Origin of the sequence: Pseudomonas siliginis (genome assembly GCF_024072275.1) — a bacterium.
GTDB classification, from domain to species: Bacteria; Pseudomonadota; Gammaproteobacteria; order Pseudomonadales; family Pseudomonadaceae; genus Aquipseudomonas; species Aquipseudomonas siliginis.
In genome coordinates this window covers 365,782-385,810 of sequence record NZ_CP099598.1, presented here as the reverse complement: position 1 = coordinate 385,810, position 20,029 = coordinate 365,782, and the positions used below count along the sequence as shown (strand labels likewise).

Sequence of the window (20,029 nt, the reverse complement as noted above, 5' to 3'; positions counted from 1 at the left end):
TGTGCAGCCGCCATCGCTGGCAAGCCAGCTCCCACAGTGGTTTGTGCTGGTTTCGAAGATTATTTTCAGCTGTATCTCCAGCCAGTTATCACACAGCCCCAATTGGGCGTTTTTTTTGCAGCCTCGGGCGGGCATACTAGGCCGTCCCTTACCCTGGTGCCGCCCGCCCCTATGCTTCGCGTCCTGATCGCCCTTGCTCTGACCTGTCTGCTCCAGCCGGCCTTCGCCGACGAGCGCGCGCAAACCCAACAGCAGTTGGAGGCCACGCGTCAGGATATCGCCGAGCTGAAAAAGCTTCTGGGCAAGCTGCAGGAAGAAAAGTCCGGCGTGCAGAAAGAGCTCAAGGGCACTGAAACCGAGATGGGCAAGCTGCAGAAGCAGGTCGACGCGCTGCAGAAAGAACTGCAGAAAAGCGAATCCGAGCTGCAGCGGCTCGATGCAGAGAAAAAAAAACTCCAGAGCGCGCGCACTGAACAGCAGCGACTGATCGCCATTCAGGCCCGAGCGGCGTACCAGAACGGCCGCCAGGAATACCTCAAGCTGCTGCTCAACCAGCAGAATCCCGAGAAATTCGCCCGCACCCTCACCTATTACGACTACCTGAGCCAGGCACGCCTGGAGCAGTTGAAGAACTTCAACGAAACCCTGCGCCAACTGGCCAATGTCGAAAAAGACATCGGTCTGCAGCAAGCGCAGTTGCTGGTGCAGAAAAGCGACCTCGACACGCAGCGCGAAGCACTCGAGAAAGTCCGCAAGGAGCGCCAGCAGGTTCTCGCCAGACTCAATGACGACGTCAAGGCCCGCGACCAGAAACTCGCCGCCCGCGAGCAGGATCAGGCAGACCTGTCTAAAGTCCTTAAAACCATTGAAGAAACCCTGGCCCGACAGGCTCGTGAGGCAGAAGAGGCGCGGCAGAAAGCGCTGATCGCCCAGCAGGAAGCGGAAAAAAAGCGTTTGCGTGAGGCGCAGGCTGAAAACAGCGACGCCCCACGAAAACCCGCCAGATCAAGCCCCGGCGCGCTGGTATCGAGCAGCGGCGAAACGTTTGGCGGGCCTTTTGCTGCAACGCGGGGAAAACTTCCGTGGCCGGTTGATGGTCGATTACTCGCACGCTTCGGTGAAAGCCGTGGCGACGACGCCCGCACCAAGTGGGATGGCGTGATGATCAGCGCCTCCGCCGGCAGCCAGGTGCACGCCGTACACGGCGGGCGCGTGGTGTTCGCCGATTGGCTGCGCGGTGCCGGTTTGCTGGTGATTCTTGATCACGGCAACGGTTTTCTGAGTCTTTACGGCCACAACCAGACGCTGCTCAAGTCGGCGGGTGATGTGGTCAAGGCGGGCGAGTCGATCTCCACTGTCGGTAACAGTGGCGGTCAGGACACGCCAGCGCTGTATTTCGCAATTCGTCAGCAGGGTCACCCGAGTGATCCGGCGCAATGGTGCCGTGCGCAAGGATAAGCGCACCACCTAATTCAGGAGTTCGTTCGACATGCTGCATTTGTCCCGCCTTACCTCGCTGGCCCTGACGATCGCCCTGGTGATCGGCGCGCCTCTGGCGTTCGCCGCGCAACCGGCCCCGACCGTCGCTCCGGCAGGCACTGCCGCGACCGCCAAGGCGCCGTTGCCACTGGAAGAGCTGCGCACCTTCGCCGAGGTCATGGACCGGATCAAAGCCGCGTACGTCGAGCCTGTGGACGACAAGACCCTGCTGGAAAACGCGATCAAGGGCATGCTCAGCAACCTCGATCCGCATTCGGCCTACCTTGGCCCGGAAGATTTCACCGAACTGCAGGAAAGCACCAGTGGTGAGTTCGGCGGTCTGGGCATCGAAGTCGGCGCCGAAGACGGCTTCATCAAGGTCGTCTCGCCGATTGATGACACGCCAGCGTCGAAGGCTGGCATCCAGGCCGGTGACTTCATCGTCAAGATCAACGGCCAGCCAACCCGTGGCCAGACCATGACCGAAGCCGTCGACAAGATGCGCGGCAAGATCGGCCAGAAAATCACCCTGACCCTGGTTCGCGATGGCGGCACGCCGTTCGACGTGACCCTGGCCCGTGCAGTGATTCAGGTCAAGAGCGTCAAGGCGCAGCTGCTGGAATCGGGCTACGGCTATATCCGCATCACCCAGTTCCAGGTCAAGACCGGCGAAGAAGTCTCCAAGGCTCTGGCCAAACTGCGCAAGGACAACGGCAAGAAGCTCAACGGCATCATCCTCGACCTGCGCAACAACCCGGGTGGTGTGCTGCAATCGGCGGTGGAAGTGGTCGACCATTTCATCACCAAAGGTCTGATCGTCTACACCAAGGGCCGCATTGCCAACTCCGAGTTGCGCTTCTCCGCCACCGGCAAGGACGAGAGCGAAGCGGTACCGATGGTCGTGCTGATCAACGGTGGCAGTGCCTCGGCTTCGGAGATCGTCGCCGGCGCCCTGCAGGACCAGAAACGTGCCGTGGTCATGGGCACCACCAGTTTCGGCAAGGGCTCGGTGCAGACCGTGCTACCGCTGAACAACGACCGCGCGCTGAAGATCACCACCGCGCTGTATTTCACGCCGAACGGCCGCTCGATCCAGGCTCAGGGCATCGTGCCGGACATCGAAGTGCGCCGCGCGAAGATCACCAACGAAGCCGACAGCGAATACTTCAAGGAAGCCGATCTGCAAGGTCACTTGGGCAACGGCAACGGCGGCGCCGACAAACCGAGCGGCTCCGGCGGCAAGGCGAAAGCGATGCCGCAGGATGACGATTACCAGTTGGCCCAGGCCCTGAGCCTGCTCAAAGGCCTGAGCATCACGTCCGGCCGCTGAGGATGTTGTTGCGTTCCCTCTGCGTTCTGTTGTGCTGTCTGGCGGGTCTTGCCCAAGCAGAGCCCGCCAGTTCCTCGCCGCACAAGGCCTACCTGACACTGATCATCGATGACCTGGGGCAGAACCTGCCCCGGGATCGTCGCGTGCTCGCCCTGCCCGGCCCGGTCACGGCGGCGATCATGCCCGATACCCCCCACGCCACCGAATTTGCCCGCGAAGCCCATCGCGCCGGCAAGATCGTCATCCTGCACATGCCCATGGACCCGGCCACCGGGCCGTACGCCTGGCACCCCGAACTGCCCATTGAAGAGCTGCAGAAACGCCTGAATGCCGCGTTTGAAAAAGTCCCGTTCACTGCCGGCATCAACAATCACATGGGCAGCCGCATGACCGCGCAGCCTGCGGCGATGGCGTGGTTGATGGGCGAATTGCAGCGTCGGCACAAGTTCTTCGTCGACAGCCGCACCAGCGCTCAAACGGTCGCTGCGCAGCAGGCGCAGAAGATCGACCTGGCCAGCGTTTCCCGTGATGTGTTTCTTGATGATGAGCGCACCGAAGCGGCCATTGCCACTCAGTTACAGACCGCGATCGCCCTGGCGCACAAACAGGGTTCAGCGGTGATGATCGGCCATCCGTATCCGCAGACCCTGGCGGTGCTCGAGCGCGAATTACCCAAGCTCAAAGCGCAGGGCATCGACTGGATCGATATCAAGCAGATGATCAGCGTGCGCAGCAACCGCGCCATGGCTGGCCATGGCAAGGATGGCATTTACCGGTAACACCCGGTCACGTTGCAATACATAGTTACCACCGAACGCCCATCCCCCTTCCGGATAGTGAGACCTGCAACAGGTCGCGGCTCCTTTGAGTCGCTTGCAACTATCAGGAGTGCCCATGACAAACAACGCCCCGATTATCCCGCCCGTTGGGCGGACTGAACCGATCCGCATCGATAACCTGCTGATCAACTTCACAACAGAATTTCTGCGCATCTGGGATACCAACGGTTTGTCGGCCAGACCCGCGTCGTTCTGGCGCCCGACCCCGGCTCCCGACGCGCTGCCCGGTTATTTCCCCTTGGGCGACTTCGTCACCAGAGGCGTTGGCAACATCAACGGTGAACGCGTGGTCGCGGTTGTTTGTGAGGCAGACATTGCCAGCACTGACCCCACCAAAGGCAGGGCACTGCGACGTCCCGATGATTACGAGCTGGTCTGGAAGGACTCCGGATCAGGCTCGAAAAGAGATCTGTCGATCTGGCGACCGCTAGCTCCCGCAGGCTACGTAGCGCTGGGGTCGGTGTGCTCGAACGATCATGAAAAACCTTCGCTCAACGCGGTGCGCTGCGTTCGCGAAGACCTGGTGATCGCGTCGAATACCACCGATCTGATCTGGGACGACAAGGGCAGCAAGGCCCGACAGCGCGTCAGCACCTGGAGCGCCGTTCCTCCAGCCGCTTTGCCGGGCGAAGTCTATTTGGCATCGGGCAGTTTTTTCAGCTTGAGTGACTACACCCGACCGGCCAGTTTCCCGGTCTACTGCTTGCGCTTGCAGATCGGCCTGCAGATGTCTACACGCCCATCGCCACCGGTGCTCTGCGGCGAGACGCCAACACCTGTAGAGCCAACGGACGATGCGACTTACACCGCCAGCCTCCCCTGGTTCACGGTCAACGATCCGCGTTACACCGCCGCTGAGCAATGGCGTCACTCGCCCTTCTATCTGCTTGAACGCAAGGATCGCTACATCCTCGTCGGTCACGCACGCAACAGTGGCAACGACAGCCAGATATTCAGGTGGAATGCGCAGCGCGCCCAGCGTACTGGCGGCTTGCGTACTTTCACTCAAACCACTTGCATCGAATTCGGCGCGCAATGGCAAACCCGTCAGCACGGCGCGTTGATGTTTTCCGCACGGCTGGGCCACGATTTCACCCAATGCGAACTGCATTCGAATGAATGGCTCAATACAGCGACCATCGAAGTGGTTGCGGTGGTGGACAAAAACCGCTCAGTGGCCGCCTACCTGGCCCAGAGCGAATACAGACTGGTGCGCGCGGACGGCACGGCAGTGACGGAAGGTTTCAGCTACACCGATGGCAATAGCCTGCACATCAGCCAGTACGCACCTACCGAGCCTGCAATCATCGTCGCTTCGGAGCCAGAGGCGGTCGAAGATCAGACTGTGCTTGCGCCTGCGACCGAGGGCGAAATCAGCACCTCCCTGCCAGAGCCCGAGGAGTCAGCCGTTACAGATAGCGCGCCATGATTTCATCGACCACGCCTTCCTTGCGCAACTGATCCAGCGCGGTCTGTAGCCTGTTGACCACCTCATCGGAGACGTCCTTGTTCAGCGCCAGGTACAACTCGGCGCTGTTGAAGCGCAGCACGGTCTTCAGGCCGGTCACGCCATCCTGCCGCGCCAGATAACGGCCGGCAGGATCACCCGTGGCCCACAGATCGATCTGGCCATTGAGCAGTTTTTTTGCGTTGTCCTGATCGCGCAGCACTACTACCGGTTTGAGGCCTTGCTTGGAGAGCGTCTCGGCAATCGCATCGCCCTTGTAGGCGCCGATCTTGTATTTGCGCGCATCATTGAGGGTTTCGAGGGTGATCTTGCTGTCAGCCTTGGCCAGCAGGATCCAGTCGTCCGGGCCGATTGGGCCGACCCATTTGAACAGTCTTTCGCGATCGGGCAGGCGCGCCATGACGAAGGCCCCGTAGCCGGGATTCTCCAGGGCGAGTTTGTAGACACGCTCCCAGGGGAAACGCAGGGTCAGGCTGTAAGTGAGGCCGGCGCGCTGGAACATCTCGCGAACGATGTCCGTGGCAATGCCGTTGATGTTGTCGCCCTGGGCAAAATTCTTGCCGTTCTTCGCCATGTTGTACGGCGGGAAGTTCTCGGTGAGCAGCACCAGATCGGTGTCGGGACTGGTTTCGGCCCGGGCATTGCTGATGAACAACAACGAGGCGCTGGCGAGAACAACAAGCAGGCGTTTGATCATGTCGGGCTACCGGAATCCATGGCGTGCCCAAGAGTGCCTTGGGCGCGCCATGCTGTCCACTGGCCTGTACGCTTTAGCGCATGACGATGCCGCGATGCGACATGTAGGCCTTGGCTTCCTGCACGGTGTATTCGCCGAAGTGGAAAATACTCGCCGCCAGCACCGCACTGGCATGGCCTTCGAGAATGCCATCGGCCAGATGCTGCAAATTGCCGACACCACCGGAAGCGATCACCGGAATGCCCAGCGCGTCGCTGATGGCGCGGGTCACGCCGAGGTCGAAACCGTTTTTCATGCCGTCCTGATCCATGCTGGTCAGGAGGATCTCGCCGGCACCGAGGCCTTCCATTTTCTTCGCCCACTCGACTGCGTCGAGACCGGTCGGCTTGCGCCCGCCGTGGGTGAATATTTCCCAGCGCGGGGTTTCGCCGGGACCGGAAACTTTCTTGGCGTCGATGGCAACGACGATGCACTGCGAGCCGAAATGCTGCGCGGCCTCGCCGACGAACTCGGGGTTGAACACGGCGGCGGTGTTGATCGACACCTTGTCCGCGCCGGCATTGAGCAGGTTGCGGATGTCCTGCACGGTACGCACACCACCGCCGACGGTCAGCGGGATGAATACCTGGCTGGCCATGCGCTCGACGGTATGCAGCGTGGTGTCACGGCCATCGACGCTGGCGGTGATGTCGAGAAAGGTAATTTCGTCGGCGCCCTGCTCGTCGTAGCGACGGGCAATTTCCACCGGGTCACCGGCGTCGCGGATGTTCTCGAACTTCACGCCTTTGACGACCCGGCCGTTGTCCACGTCCAGGCAAGGGATGATGCGTTTGGCTAACGCCATGGTCAGTCCTCAGCCTTGGTACGAATCGCAGAAAGCTTGCGCTTCGGCGACATCGAGAGTGCCCTCATAGATCGCCCGGCCGGTAATCGCGCCGATGATGCCCGGTGCCTTGGCGTCGAGCAGCGACTTGATGTCACCCAGGTTATGGATGCCGCCGGAAGCGATCACCGGAATCCTGGTGGCAGCGGCCAGCGCAGCGGTGAACGGTACGTTGCAGCCCTGCATCATGCCGTCTTTGGCGATGTCGGTATAAACGATCGAGGATACGCCGTCGGCTTCGAACTGCTTGGCCAGGTCGATGACCTGTACGGTGCTGATTTCCGCCCAACCGTCGGTGGCAACGAAACCGTCTTTGGCATCCAGACCCACGATGATCTTGCCTGGGAACGCACGGCAGGCTTCAGCGACGAACGCGGGATCCTTAACGGCTTTGGTGCCGATGATCACGTAGCTCACGCCTGCCTTGACGTAATGCTCGATGGTTTCCAGCGAACGAATGCCGCCACCGATCTGGATCGGCAGGGTCGGGTAACGCTTGGCGATTGCGGTAACCACTTCGCCGTTGACCGGCTGGCCTTCGAACGCGCCGTTCAGGTCGACCAGATGCAGACGGCGGCAACCGCCCTCCACCCACTTGGCAGCCATGCTCACCGGGTCATCGGAGAACACCGTGGAATCTTCCATGCGGCCCTGGCGCAGACGTACGCAGGCACCGTCTTTGAGATCGATAGCGGGAATAATCAGCATCTGGCAAACCTTAAAATTGGAATGTTCAGCTTGGCTCGGGAATCAGTTTTTCTCGAGCGCCCACAGGTCGCTTTCGATGCTTTCAAACCGTTCCTTGAGGTGGGTCTGCACATCGAAAATCGCCCTGTTGTAATAGTGCGGTGCAATCTCGCGGGTAAACAGCTCAAGAATTTCCGCCGCTTCGAACGAACCCAGGTCCAGTTCGAAACGGTCTTCCATGAACCGCTGGATCTTGCGATTGGCCTCGCTCTCCTGCTCGGGAGTGAGGGTCAGGATCGGCGGTCTGGACTTCTTGACAGCCATTTACCAGCGACCGTCCCACGCAGCGAAGTTCTGCAGCAGTTGCAGGCCGTGGGTATGGCTTTTCTCCGGGTGGAACTGCACGGCGAAACGCGAACCGTCGGCCAGCGCTGCGGCGAAATCGACACCGTAATGACCGCTGCCCACCACCTGCCGCGCATTGGCGGCGGCGATGTAGTAGCTGTGCACGAAGTAGAAACGCGCCAGATCCGGGATGTCATGCCACAGCGGGTGACTGATCTTCTGCTTTACCTCGTTCCAGCCCATGTGCGGGACTTTGAGGTGCTCGCCGTCTTCGTGCAGATCCTTGCCGAAGAATTTCACCGCGCCCGGAAACAGGCCGATGCAGTCGACGCCGGCGTTCTCTTCGCTGGTATCGAGCAAGGCTTGCATGCCGACGCAGATGCCGAGGAACGGCCGATCCTGGCTGACCTCACGGACCAGCGAGTCGAAGCCGAGGCGACGGATCTCCGCCATGCAATCGCGAATCGCGCCAACGCCCGGGAATACCACACGGTCGGCTTCTCGAATCACGTTCGCGTCGCTGGTAATCAGCACCTTGCCGGCGCCGACGTGCTCGAGCGCTTTGGCCACCGAGTGCAGATTGCCCATGCCGTAGTCGATAACTGCGACCGTCTGCATTACAGAACGCCTTTGGTCGACGGCATTTGCCCGGCCATGCGTTCGTCCAGCTCGACGGCCATGCGCAGGGCGCGGCCGAAAGCCTTGAACACGGTTTCGATCTGGTGGTGAGTGTTGGTGCCGCGCAGGTTGTCGATGTGCACACTGACCAGCGCGTGGTTGACGAAGCCCTGGAAGAATTCCTGGAACAGGTCAACGTCAAAACCACCGACGGTGGCGCGGGTGTACGGCACGTGCATCTGCAGGCCCGGGCGACCGGAGAAATCGATCACCACGCGCGACAGCGCTTCATCAAGCGGCACGTAGGCATGGCCGTAGCGACGGATGCCTTTTTTGTCGCCGATGGCTTTGGCAAACGCCTGGCCGAGGGTGATACCGACGTCTTCCACCGTATGGTGGTCGTCGATATGCAGATCGCCCTTGCATTCGATATCCAGGTCGATCAACCCGTGACGGGCAATCTGATCCAGCATGTGCTCAAGAAAAGGTACACCGATATCGAATCGGGCCTTTCCGGTGCCATCAAGGTTGATCGAGGCTTTGATCTGGGTTTCCAGAGTGTCGCGCTCGACAGACGCCTTACGTTCGGCCATCACCAGCTCCGCAAAATCATTGGGCGAAAAAGGCAGCCATTATAGGCACGCAGGAGGCAAACAGAAACACGAGAGGTGAGATGCCTGACGGATAGAACGCCCGGCTGTCGCGGGTAGACATGTCCATACAAGCCAGTACAGGCATGCCATAAACAAATGTGGGAGCGAGCCTGCTCGCGAATGCGGTACGCCAGCCAACATGGATGTCGACTGGTGCTCCGTCTTCGCGAGCAGGCTCGCTCCCACAGGTTCGGCGTTTATTCAGCTAACACCTTAGTGAAACAATACCGCCGTTTTCTGCAGAGTCACCCACACACCCCACGCCAACGGAATACCCACCACCAGCCATGCCGCGATCGCCAGAGGCTTGGTGCCCGGCGCGGCTTTCCACTCCAGAACGGTGCTGGCGTCAGCACCTTTGTCGTGACCCAGCGCCTGTTCAGCAGCCAGTTCAGCGTCAGTCATGAAGTACTTGTCGGCCACCGGACGGACCATCAGATTGCACAGGAAGCCCAGCACCAGCAGGCCGGCGAGGATGTACAGGGTGATGTCGTAAGCGGCAGCGCGTTCCACGCCGATACTCAACTGATATTCACGCAGGTAGTTCACCAGCACCGGACCGAGCACCCCGGCAGCGGCCCAGGCAGTCAGCAGACGACCGTGGATCGCACCGACCATCTGTGTACCGAACAGGTCGGCCAGATACGCCGGAACGGTGGCAAAACCACCGCCGTACATCGACAGGATGATGCAGAACGCCGCCACGAACAGCGCAACGTTGCCCAGATGGCCCATGTTCGGAATCAGCGCGTACAGGGCAAAACCCAGCGCGAAGAACACGAAGTAGGTGTTCTTGCGGCCCAGGTAGTCGGAGAACGAGGCCCAGAAGAACCGGCCACCGATGTTGAACAGGCTAAGCAGACCGGTGAAGCCCGCTGCGATCGCCGCGATCGAGGCCAGTTGGCCAGCGTCGAGCTGACCGAACGGCACATCGACGCCCAGCAGTTTGCCGCCGAACACTTCCTGCAACAGTGGCGAAGCCATGCCGAGGATGCCGATACCCGCCGACACGTTCAGGCACAGCACCAGCCAGACCAGACGGAATTGCGGAGTTTTCCAGGCTACATTCACGTGAACGTGACGGTTGGTGATCATCGCGTTGGAAGCTTTCTTCGCCGGAGCGGTCCAGCCTTCAGGTTTCCAGCCGGTTGGCGGCACGCGGTAGGACAGTGCGCCACCGATCATGAACACGAAGTAAATGGCCGCCATGGCTACGAAGCTCTGCCATACGCCCACGCCTTCTGGCGAAGCGAAGTGGCTCATCAGCGCAGTCGCCAATGGTGCACCGACCATTGCGCCGCCACCGAAGCCCATGATCGCCATGCCGGTCGCCATGCCGCGCTTGTCCGGGAACCACTTGATCAGGGTCGACACCGGCGAGATATAGCCCAGGCCCAGACCGATACCGCCGATCACGCCGGAGCCGATCCACATCAGCCAGATCTGGTGGGTATAGATACCCAGCGCGGAAATCAGCAGACCGCCGCACCAGCACAAGGCCGAGACCACGCCCGCTTTACGAGGCCCGGCGTGTTCCAGCCAGCCACCCCAGATCGCTGCCGAGCAGCCGAGGAAGATGAAGAACAGCGTGTAGATCCAACCGAGCATGGAGATCGGCCAGTCGCAGTTCGACGAAAATACCTGTGCGATGAAGCTCATGTCCGGCGCGCAAGCCACCGGCGCGGTAACGCCCAGTGCCTTGGACAGCGGCAACCAGAACACCGAGAAGCCGTAGGCCATGCCGATGCACAGGTGAATGGCCAAAGCGGCCGGTGGAACCAGCCAACGGTTGAAACCGGGCTTGGCGATGATGCGTTCCTTGGACAGGAACGCAGGCTGGTCGGCTTTGAGGCCGTCCGCCGTGATGCTCGTGCTCATTGTGTATCCCCCAATTGTTAGTATGGTTCGCCAGCCACTGCTCACCCTCGGCCTTATGCACGCAGGCATGACCGTTTTTTTAGGTGAAGCTCCTTGAAGGCGCGACGTTAAGTCGCAGACGGGCGGACGAACTGGCGAAGGTTACCATTCTCAGGTGACAGAAAAACCAAACTGATATCACCTTTTTTCTGTCACCTGTGTTCGCCCCCTGTAGGAGCTGCGGAACGCTGCGATCTTTTGATCTTTTTGAAAATGCCAAAATCAAAAGATCGCAGCGTTCCGCAGCTCCTACAGACGGCATTTCAATGGGGTTACCATGCCGGATGTTGTTTAGGTGCCTGACACCGATATGTGCATTTGCTACTTGTCCCATTTATGCGTGCGAAAAGTTACCCGTCGTCTGGGCGTGACTGAACGACGGGTGAACCAAGCGCAAAAAATGGCGTCGCAAGCGGGGGCCGGATTGCGCCCTCTGGCGCCCGCCGGGCATCCTCAAGCGCAGGCCCTGTGGCGAAGTTGCAGGTGCCGCCGCCGACCCTCGGCAGATGACGCCACACCGAACCGGGCGCCGGCAGCGCTATACTCCCCGGCCATATGACCAATTCGACTAACTACAAGGACTCGCCCATGAAAGCGTTCGGCAAAATCCTGGGTCTGGTACTTCTCGGGCTGTTGCTGATCATTGTGGCGGCAGGCTTTGCCCTGACCCACCTCTTCGATCCCAACGACTATAAAGACGAGATCCGCCAGATTGCCCGCGACAAGGCCCACATCGAGCTGACGCTCAATGGCGATATCGGCTGGAGCCTGTTCCCGTGGCTTGGTCTGGAACTGCACGAAGCCAGCGTCGCCACCCTGGCCAAGCCTGCCGAACCGTTTGCCGACTTGCAGATGCTCGGCCTGTCCGTGCGCGTGCTGCCGTTGTTGCGCCGCGAAGTGCAGATGAGCGACGTGCGCGTCGAAGGCCTCAACCTGCGCCTGAACCGCGACAAGAACGGCCACGGCAACTGGGAAGACATCGGCAAGGTGCCAGTGGCACCCGGCTCGACGCCACCCGCCACAACGGGCACGACCGCCAGCGAGCCGACCGTCGCCGTGGAAAAACCGGCGCAACCGATCCGCCTCGACATCGACAGCCTGACCGTCAACAACGCCCGCGTTGAATACACCGATGAGCTGACCGGCAAGCAGTTCAGTGCCGAAAGCATTCAGTTGAGCACCGGCCCGGTACACGATTCGACCAATATCCCGGTGAAAGCCACCGCGTTCCTCGGCACCAATCAACCGGTGCTGCGCGTGCGCACCGAGCTCAACGGCGAGCTGCGCTTCGAGCGCGCCCTGCAGCGCTACAAGTTCGAAGATCTGAAGCTGACCGGCGAGCTCGCTGGCGATCCGCTGCAAGGCAAGACCATGACCTTCTCTGCTCAAGGCCAGTTATTGCTGGATAAAGCGGCGAACGTCGCCGAATGGACCGGCATCAAAATTTCCGCCAACCAGTTGCGCGCCCTGGGCGAGTTGAAAGCCAACGACCTCGACAAGACGCCACAGATCAGCGGCGGCATTTCCATCGCCCAGTTCGATCTGGCGAAATTCGTCGACAGCATCGGCCAGACACTGCCGGCGATGGGCGAAGGCAGCCTGAGCAAGGTCGAACTGGTCAGCCGCGTTGCGGCCACCCCGACCAGTCTGTCGTTCGACAATATCAACCTGAAACTCGATGACAGCAGCTTCAGCGGCCGCATCGCCATCGAGGACTTCGCCAAACAATCGCTGCGCGCGATTCTCAAGGCCGACACGTTCAACGTCGACCGTTACCTGCCACCGAAATCGGCCCAGGCCAACAACGCCACGCAAACCCGTCAGGCCGAAGTCGCCAGCACCGAGGCCGGCGCCGTCGCAGGTACCACGCCGCTGCCGGACAAACCGAGCAAAACCGCCTGGAGCACCGAGCGCCTGCTGCCGGTCGAGCGCCTGGCCAAACTGGACGTGGACGCCGACCTGACTTTCGGCCAACTGACCCTCGACAAACTGCCAATCCAGAACGCCGCGCTCAAAGCCACCGGTCAGGGCGGCCTGCTGACACTGACTAACCTGAGCGGTGATCTGTACAACGGCGGTTTCGTCGCCAACGGCACGCTCGACGTGCGCCCAAGCGCGCCGGTACTGAACCTGCAGACCCGGCTCAATCGCGTCCCGGTGGAAAAAATCATCGAAAGCCAGGGCAAGACTCCACCGGTCAAAGGGCTGGTGACGCTGACCAGCAGCCTCACCGGCAGCGGCAACAGCCAACAGGCGCTGATCGATACGCTGAACGGCAACGCCAGTTTCGTCATCAACAACGGCGTGCTGCTCAACGCCAATCTTGAACAGCAATTGTGCAAAGGCATCGCCACCCTCAACCGCAAGACCCTTAGCGGCGAGCCTCGGGGCAAGGACACGCCGTTCGAGGAGCTCAAGGGCAACCTGACCGTGCGCAACGGCGTCGCCAGCAACCCCGACCTGAAAGTGCGTATCCCTGGCATGACCGTCAACGGTGACGGCGACATCGACCTGCGCGTGCTCGGCATGGATTACCGTGTCGGCATCATCGTCGAAGGCGATACCAGCGCCATGCCCGACCCGGCCTGTCAGGTCGGCGAGAAGTTCGTCGGCATCGAGTGGCCGCTGCGCTGCCGTGGCCCGCTGGAACTGGGCGCCAAGGCCTGCCGTGTCGACAATGACCGTCTTGGTCAGGTCGCCAGCAAAATGGCCGGCAACAAACTCAGCGAAAAGATCGACGAGAAACTGGGCGACAAAGTCAGTCCGGAACTGAAAAACGCATTGAAGGGGCTGTTCAAGCGATGACAGCGGAGCAGTTTTCCACGGCGGTGCTGGAGTGGTTCGACCGCCATGGCCGCCACGACTTGCCGTGGCAGCAGGACATCAATCCGTATCGGGTCTGGGTGTCCGAGATCATGTTGCAGCAGACCCAGGTCAGCACCGTGCTCAACTATTTCGAGCGCTTCATGGCGGCGCTGCCGACAGTCGAAGCGCTTGCCGAAGCGCCGGAAGACGAGGTGCTGCATCTGTGGACCGGGCTGGGTTATTACACTCGCGCACGCAATCTGCAGAAGACCGCGAAGATCGTCGTCAGCCAGTACGCTGGCGAATTCCCGCGTGACGTGGAAAAACTCACCGAGCTGCCGGGCATCGGCCTGTCCACCGCGGGGGCGATCGCCAGCATCAGCATGGGCCTGCGCGCGCCGATCCTCGACGGCAACGTCAAACGCGTGCTGGCGCGCTTCACGGCGCAAGAGGGCTACCCCGGCGAACCGAAAGTCGCCAAACAGCTGTGGGCCAACGCCGAGCGCTTCACCCCGCACGATCGGGTCAACGCTTACACCCAGGCGATGATGGATCTTGGCGCCACACTCTGCACGCGCAGCAAGCCGAGCTGTCTGCTGTGCCCGCTCAAGCGTGGCTGTGAAGCGCACATGCTTGGTCTGGAAACACGTTATCCGATTCCCAAGCCACGCAAGGCCATCCCGCAGAAACGCACGCTGATGCCGATGCTCGCCAACGGCGAAGGCGCGATTCTGCTTTACCGCCGCCCGTCAACAGGACTGTGGGGCGGATTGTGGAGCCTGCCGGAACTGGATGATCTGGAAGATCTGCAGCATCTGGCCGATCAACACTCGCTGACCATGGGCCAGCAGCAGGCGCTGCCGAGCCTGATTCACACCTTCAGCCACTTCCAGTTGTCCATCGAACCGTGGCTGGTTCAGGTGCAGGAAGCCAGCCATCACGTGGCCGAGGCCGACTGGCTCTGGTATAACCTCGCCACCCCGCCGCGCCTGGGCCTTGCTGCCCCGGTCAAGACCTTGCTCGAACGCGCGGCCGCCGTATTGAATGCAGGAGAGTCGCCATGACCCGCACCGTAATATGCCGCAAGTACAAAGAAGAACTGCCCGCGCTGGAGCGCGCCCCTTTCCCGGGCGCCAAGGGCCAGGATATTTTTGACCACGTCTCGGCCAAGGCCTGGGCCGACTGGCAGAAACACCAGACCCTGCTGATCAACGAAAAGCGCCTGAACATGATGAACGCCGACGATCGCAAATACTTGCAGGGCGAAATGGACAAGTACTTCTCCGGCGAGGAATACGCCAAGGCCGAAGGCTACGTGCCGCCAGCCGAATAACCCGCAGATTTCGTAAGCGACGGAATTAATTTAAGAAATTTTCAAAAAGTCGTTGACGTAAATCCGAAAAACCCTTTTAATGCGCCCCGTTGCCCAGATAGCTCAGTCGGTAGAGCAGGGGATTGAAAATCCCCGTGTCGGCGGTTCGATTCCGTCTCTGGGCACCAAATACCGAAAACCCTGAATCGCAAGATTCAGGGTTTTTTTATGCCTGCGATTTGACCCCCCTCCTCTCTTCCCCCTTCGATACACCCGGATTCCAGCTGTACTGGAAAAAACCCGAAATCTGTATCTCTCCGTGTAGATGGCGTTTCGCCAATACTTCAAGCAAGCCTTGGCGAGCCAATGACTGGCTCTACTTTGCGCCCCGCAACACTCTGGACTCCTGTAGCCCTCAGAGCGCAAACCCTGATTTTTTGAATCGATCGGCGTCGCCCGCAAGGTCACTTCCTGTCCAGCAAAAAATCTGAACCCAACCCACAGGCGAACTGCAGTTACTGCTTTTCAAACATTCCAGGATGAATGCTGGCGCCCCCGTGCGCCCGGCAAAAGAGCGAAACGGACGACGTATGATCAAGCAACTCATCAATGAAGACAGTTATGTGCAGATCGGCGATCTTTGCAGCGCAACGATCCAGCTGAAAATCGAAGGACTGAATCCCGCCGGCTCCATCAAGCTGAAGACCGCGCACGCGCTGATCACTGATCTTGAAGTTCGCGGACTGATCAACCACAAGACCCGCCTTATCGAATCCTCATCGGGGAATCTGGGCGTTGCGCTGGCCATGGTCTGCGCGGCCAAGGGCTACAAGTTCGTTTGCGTAATCGACCCGAATATTTCCGCGCCGAACCGCAAGCTGATTCAAGCCCTTGGCGCGCAAATGCTCATGGTCGATCAGCGTGACGAGAACGGCGGTTACCTGAATTCGCGGATTCGCCTGATCGAACAACTGGTCGCTGACAACGCCGACTACATCTGGCTCAACCAGTACAAGAATCCGACCAACCCCCTCGCCCACTATCAAGCGACTGCCAGGTCCATCGCGCGCAAGTTTTCCCAGGTGGATTACCTGTTCGTCGGCGCGGGCACCACCGGCACGCTGATGGGCTGCAAGAACTACTTCGCCGAACATCATCCGCAGACCAAAGTCATTGCCGTCGATACCGTCGGCTCGGTGACGTTCGGCCTGCCGGGCGGCACGCGCCATATCCCGGGGCTCGGCACCAGCCGCCTGCCGGAGATATTCGAGTCGTCGGGCATTCACGACTTCCTGTCGATTCCCGAGGAACAGACGATCAAGGTCTGCCGTTGGCTGGCGCAACGCTACGGCCTGCTCTTCGGCGGCTCCACCGGGACTGTGCTCGCCGGCATCCGCCAGTGGGCGCCGCATATCCGGCCCGACGATGTCGTGGTGGCGATCTCCCCCGACATGGGTGAGCGCTATCTCGAAACCATCTATTCCGACGACTGGGTCACCCAGCGGATCGGCGCAACCGCACTGCAGCCCCTTTTCCCTGAAATAGCTCTGGCACTCTCGGCGTAATCCTCATGACCACACAGAATCCGATCCAGCCGTTCCACGTCATCCCCGGCGCTGTCGTCAAAGACATCCTCAACGGGCTGCGGCATGCAACCATCGACATGGTGGCGCAGACCTACCTGACCCACGAGCGTGGCGAAACCGTTAACCCCGACAGTTATTTTCTGCGTTTCCCTGCGCAACCGGCGAACCGGATCATTGCGCTGCCGGCGGCCATCGTCGACAGCGAGGGCGATCAATCCGTCTCCGGGATCAAGTGGATTGCCAGTTATCCCGACAACATCAAGTCAGGCATTCCGCGCGCATCTGCCGTGCTGATTCTCAACGACCCGCAGACCGGTTATCCCTACGCCCTGCTCGAAGGTGCGCTGATCAGTGCCGTGCGCACGGCGGCGTCGGCGGTATTGGGTGCCTGGTGGCTGAATGGCCAGAACCGCCACGCGGCGACACTTTCGATCATTGGTGGCGGGGTAATCTCAAGAAATATCCTCGAGACTTTCGTCGCGGACGACTGGTCCTTCGACAGCGTGGGCATTCACGATCTCAACGCCGAATCGGCGCAAGCCCTCGCGGAATTTGGCGAACAACTGGGCCTGCCGGATGTGCGTCTGCTGTCGCTCGAAGACGCACTGACAGCCGACATCGTGGTGTTCGCCACCAGCGCGGGCGAGCCCTACGTAAAAGGCCAGGGCACGTTCCGCCCGGGGCAGATTGTTCTGAACATCTCGCTGCGGGATATCGGCGCCGAAATCATCGAGGAAAGTTACAACTACTTCGACGACATCACCCATTGCCTGAAGGCCAATACCTCACCGCATCTGGCCGAGCAGCAATACGGCCATCGCGACTTTGTCACCGGCACAGTGGCGCAGCTGATTCGCGGTGACCTGCATGTCGCCCAAGACAAACCGCTGATCTATTCGCCATTCGGCATGGGCATTCTCGATCTCGCGATTGGCCGGATGATCCACGACATTGCGGTGGCGGCCGGTACGGCAATTGCCATCCCGTCATTTTTTGGCGAGGAGCGCAGATGGTGAAGGCACCTGTGCACATCGGCCTGGTCGGCTGCGGTTCGCGCGGATTGTCGATATTCGAGCGCCTGTTGAGCCGCGCCGAGGAACGCCCGCAACAACCGGTGTTCATCGACATCTTCGAGTCCAACGTGCTCGGCAGCGGCGCGCACTGGCCCGATCAACCGGACTACCTGCTGCTCAACACCGTCGCCGGTCAGCTCGGGGTATTTCCCGACGCAGCAGCGTTCGGTGATCTGACCGACGCCCGGGAACGGCCAGGGCCGGACTTTCTCGTGTGGTGCCGAACACAGCGCGTCAAGGTTGACCCCGACAGCGGCCTGCTCGCCGCCGACGGTCGCGACGTCGAGCCGGAGGATTTTCTGCCACGGCACCTGCTCGGCGCTTATCTGGCCGACGCCTTCACGCGGATCCTCGCGACCGCACCCGCCTGGGTCACGGTCAATCTGCATCGGCATCAGGTCACGGCGGTCGAGCGCAACGAGAATCAGCAATACATTCTGCTGACCGCCGAAGGCGCTGCGGTGACGGTGGATCGTCTGGTGCTGACCGTCGGCCACACCGGGCGCCTGCGCCTGGCGGGGCAGAACCGGGTCGATAACGTCTATCCGCTGCCCGGCAGCCTCACCACCGTCGAGCCCGGCGAAACGGTGTTGATCGAAGGGTTGGGCCTGGGCGCCATGGACACCCTGGCGGCGCTGACGGCTGGCAGAGGCGGGATCTACAAACCCATGGCCGATGGCAGTCACACTTACCAGCCTTCGGGTCAGGAGCCGGTGATCTTCATTCAGTCGCGGGACGGGCTGCCGTTTCGCACGCGTCCCAATGGCTTGATCGGCTGCCCCCGCCATAGCGCCGTGCTGCTCACGAGCGAGCGTATCGAATCGTTGCGGGTCAACGCGCACAACCGCCGACTGGATTTCGAACGGGACATTCTGCCGCTGATGCTGCTGGAGATGCGTGCCGCTGCGGTCGCCGTTCTGCATAAACCTTCAGCGCCACAACAGCTGCTTGAGCAGCTCAGAACCGTCAGCGTTGTCGGCCCTGCCGGTGTGGCCGCTTGTGAAGCCTTGTTGCGCGAGTTCGAAGCGATTGCCGCCGCAATCAATCCGCTGGAGCTGATCAGCCACAAACTGCCCGACAGCGTGACGCCTTACAACTATCACGCATGGATTTACGACACCCTCGAAGCCGACTTGCATGAAGCACGTCTGGGACGCGGCGCGTCGCCGATCAAAGCCGCCATCGAAGTCTGGCGCGACTTGCGTGACCGGCTGCGTGAGGCGGTCGATTTCGACGGGCTCACCGAAGATTCGCATCGGCAGTTCTATGGCCGCTGGCACAAGGCGATCAACCGTCTGGTCGCCGGCCCGCAGAAGGAGCGCCACGCCGATCTGCTCGCGCTGTGTGATGCCGGTTTGCTGACCTTTCTCAAGCCCGGCTCACGCCCCGCGATCGAGCACTTCAAGCGAGTCGCCGGTTACGTGCAGAGCAGCGGCGTCAGCCACAGCGACTGCGCACCTGTGCGCGACCTCGCGCGCCTGGGCCTTGTGCGTCCGCGCACCGATGTGCCGGGCATCGACGGCATCGATGTCGACGCGGCGTCCAACCCCAAGTCGAACAGCGGCGAAGCGGTGCGTGACATCTGGGTGCTGGGACCGCTCGCCGAAAGTTCTTGCTATTACAACCACTACGTCACCTCGGCGGGCGCACCTTCGCGGCTGTTCATGGACGCCCATCGAGTCGCCACCGCCATCCTTGAGACAGGAACTCGCGCATGAAACTCTACTATCAGACGCATTCGCCGTACGCCCGCAAGGTGTTGGTGCTGGCTCACGAACTTGGCATCGCATCGAGCCTTGAGGTGATACATCACGAGACCAGCCCGACTTCACCGAACGCGACCATTTACCAGGCCAACCCCTTGGGTAAAGTGCCGGTGCTGATGCTGCCCGACGACACCGCACTGTTCGATTCCATCGTGATTTGCGAATACCTCGATGACCTGAGCAACGGCCGTAAATTCATCCCGGCAAGCGGCCCCGAGCGCTACAAGGCGCTGCGCCTGCAGGCATTGGCGCAGGGCATGTGCGACGTCGGCATCAAGCTGCGCTGGGAAGTCGAGCGGCGCCCCGAGGCTTTGCGCTATCCGGCGTACGCGGACGGCCAGGCCTACAAACTCAAGGAGGCGTATCGCTTCATCGAAGAACACGTCGACCTCAATGGCCCGATCACCGTTGGCCACCTCGCCTTGGCGACCGCGCTGGACTGGATCGTTTTCCGTCAACTCTCGGACTTCTCGGCGCAAGCACGCCTGAGCGAGTGGTATCAGACGTTCTGCCAGCGCGCGTCCATGCGGGCGACCGAGTACAGCGGACAGACGCACGATTAAGCCAAGGA

18 protein-coding genes, 1 tRNA gene and 1 pseudogene are annotated in these 20,029 nt (G+C 60.9%); 13 read left to right on the top strand and 7 right to left on the bottom strand.

Going from position 1 to position 20,029, the window contains the following annotated elements; translation table 11 throughout:
* The first annotated feature begins 171 nt into the window (after positions 1 to 171).
* The 4 genes from NF676_RS02350 to NF676_RS02335 all read left to right on the top strand — a co-directional run bounded on the left by NF676_RS02350 (position 172) and on the right by NF676_RS02335 (position 5,077).
* A complete protein-coding gene (locus tag NF676_RS02350) occupies positions 172 to 1,458 on the top strand; it encodes a murein hydrolase activator EnvC family protein (RefSeq protein ID WP_150637972.1) in 1,287 nt (428 codons plus the stop codon).
* A gap of 31 nt (positions 1,459 to 1,489) precedes the next feature.
* Positions 1,490 to 2,809: a S41 family peptidase gene (locus tag NF676_RS02345; protein WP_039756590.1), complete on the top strand. Its 1,320-nt coding sequence runs from the start codon at positions 1,490 to 1,492 to the stop codon at positions 2,807 to 2,809.
* A 2-nt stretch (positions 2,810 to 2,811) separates the two neighbouring features.
* Positions 2,812 to 3,588, top strand: coding sequence for a divergent polysaccharide deacetylase family protein (locus NF676_RS02340; protein ID WP_150637970.1), 777 nt, complete (start codon positions 2,812 to 2,814; stop codon positions 3,586 to 3,588).
* Between the two features lie 115 nt (positions 3,589 to 3,703).
* Positions 3,704 to 5,077: a Vps62-related protein gene (locus tag NF676_RS02335; RefSeq protein ID WP_252877264.1), complete on the top strand. Its 1,374-nt coding sequence runs from the start codon at positions 3,704 to 3,706 to the stop codon at positions 5,075 to 5,077.
* On the opposite strand, the gene NF676_RS02330 is transcribed toward NF676_RS02335, so the two are convergent.
* The 7 genes from NF676_RS02330 to NF676_RS02300 form a co-directional block, all read right to left on the bottom strand.
* Positions 5,058 to 5,813, bottom strand: coding sequence for a substrate-binding periplasmic protein (locus tag NF676_RS02330; protein WP_252887172.1), 756 nt, complete (start codon positions 5,811 to 5,813; stop codon positions 5,058 to 5,060). The two genes, NF676_RS02335 and NF676_RS02330, sit on opposite strands and share 20 nt — an antisense overlap.
* A 73-nt stretch (positions 5,814 to 5,886) precedes the next feature.
* Complete coding sequence (hisF, locus tag NF676_RS02325; RefSeq protein ID WP_016772122.1) at positions 5,887 to 6,657, bottom strand: imidazole glycerol phosphate synthase subunit HisF; 771 nt, start codon at positions 6,655 to 6,657, stop codon at positions 5,887 to 5,889.
* 9 nt (positions 6,658 to 6,666) lie between these two features.
* The gene (gene hisA, locus NF676_RS02320) at positions 6,667 to 7,404 is read right to left on the bottom strand and encodes a 1-(5-phosphoribosyl)-5-[(5-phosphoribosylamino)methylideneamino]imidazole-4-carboxamide isomerase (RefSeq protein WP_056787231.1); all 738 of its coding nucleotides are present in this window, start codon (positions 7,402 to 7,404) and stop codon (positions 6,667 to 6,669) included.
* A gap of 42 nt (positions 7,405 to 7,446) precedes the next feature.
* A complete protein-coding gene (locus tag NF676_RS02315; protein ID WP_056787227.1) occupies positions 7,447 to 7,707 on the bottom strand; it encodes a DUF2164 domain-containing protein in 261 nt (86 codons plus the stop codon).
* Positions 7,708 to 8,346 (bottom strand): imidazole glycerol phosphate synthase subunit HisH, encoded by a 639-nt coding sequence (gene hisH, locus NF676_RS02310; protein WP_056787225.1) that lies wholly within the window; start codon positions 8,344 to 8,346, stop codon positions 7,708 to 7,710.
* The gene (hisB, locus tag NF676_RS02305) at positions 8,346 to 8,939 is read right to left on the bottom strand and encodes an imidazoleglycerol-phosphate dehydratase HisB (protein ID WP_016772125.1); all 594 of its coding nucleotides are present in this window, start codon (positions 8,937 to 8,939) and stop codon (positions 8,346 to 8,348) included. Before hisB ends, hisH begins: the two co-directional genes overlap by 1 nt.
* Before the next feature lie 273 nt (positions 8,940 to 9,212).
* Positions 9,213 to 10,877, bottom strand: coding sequence for an OFA family MFS transporter (locus tag NF676_RS02300; RefSeq protein WP_016772126.1), 1,665 nt, complete (start codon positions 10,875 to 10,877; stop codon positions 9,213 to 9,215).
* A 355-nt stretch (positions 10,878 to 11,232) separates the two neighbouring features.
* On the opposite strand from NF676_RS02300, the pseudogene NF676_RS02295 reads away from it, so the two are divergent.
* The 9 genes and pseudogenes from NF676_RS02295 to NF676_RS02255 form a co-directional block, all read left to right on the top strand.
* A pseudogene (locus NF676_RS02295) lies at positions 11,233 to 11,426 on the top strand (acetyl-CoA sensor PanZ family protein); the annotation flags it as partial.
* A 78-nt stretch (positions 11,427 to 11,504) separates the two neighbouring features.
* Complete coding sequence (locus NF676_RS02290) at positions 11,505 to 13,721, top strand: AsmA family protein (protein ID WP_252887171.1); 2,217 nt, start codon at positions 11,505 to 11,507, stop codon at positions 13,719 to 13,721.
* The gene (mutY, locus tag NF676_RS02285) at positions 13,718 to 14,785 is read left to right on the top strand and encodes an A/G-specific adenine glycosylase (RefSeq protein WP_041477524.1); all 1,068 of its coding nucleotides are present in this window, start codon (positions 13,718 to 13,720) and stop codon (positions 14,783 to 14,785) included. Before NF676_RS02290 ends, mutY begins: the two co-directional genes overlap by 4 nt.
* Entirely contained in the window at positions 14,782 to 15,054 is a 273-nt protein-coding gene (locus tag NF676_RS02280; protein WP_095181067.1) for an oxidative damage protection protein, read from the top strand. Before mutY ends, NF676_RS02280 begins: the two co-directional genes overlap by 4 nt.
* A 91-nt stretch (positions 15,055 to 15,145) precedes the next feature.
* Positions 15,146 to 15,221: transfer RNA gene (locus tag NF676_RS02275), tRNA-Phe, on the top strand.
* Between the two features lie 402 nt (positions 15,222 to 15,623).
* A complete protein-coding gene (gene sbnA / locus NF676_RS02270; RefSeq protein ID WP_252887170.1) occupies positions 15,624 to 16,598 on the top strand; it encodes a 2,3-diaminopropionate biosynthesis protein SbnA in 975 nt (324 codons plus the stop codon).
* Between the two features lie 5 nt (positions 16,599 to 16,603).
* Positions 16,604 to 17,635: a 2,3-diaminopropionate biosynthesis protein SbnB gene (gene sbnB, locus NF676_RS02265; RefSeq protein WP_041477521.1), complete on the top strand. Its 1,032-nt coding sequence runs from the start codon at positions 16,604 to 16,606 to the stop codon at positions 17,633 to 17,635.
* Entirely contained in the window at positions 17,629 to 19,410 is a 1,782-nt protein-coding gene (locus tag NF676_RS02260) for an FAD/NAD(P)-binding protein (protein ID WP_252887169.1), read from the top strand. The genes sbnB and NF676_RS02260 overlap by 7 nt, the downstream gene beginning before the upstream one ends.
* Positions 19,407 to 20,021, top strand: coding sequence for a glutathione S-transferase family protein (locus NF676_RS02255; protein WP_252887168.1), 615 nt, complete (start codon positions 19,407 to 19,409; stop codon positions 20,019 to 20,021). Before NF676_RS02260 ends, NF676_RS02255 begins: the two co-directional genes overlap by 4 nt.
* The last annotated feature ends 8 nt before the right edge of the window (positions 20,022 to 20,029 follow it).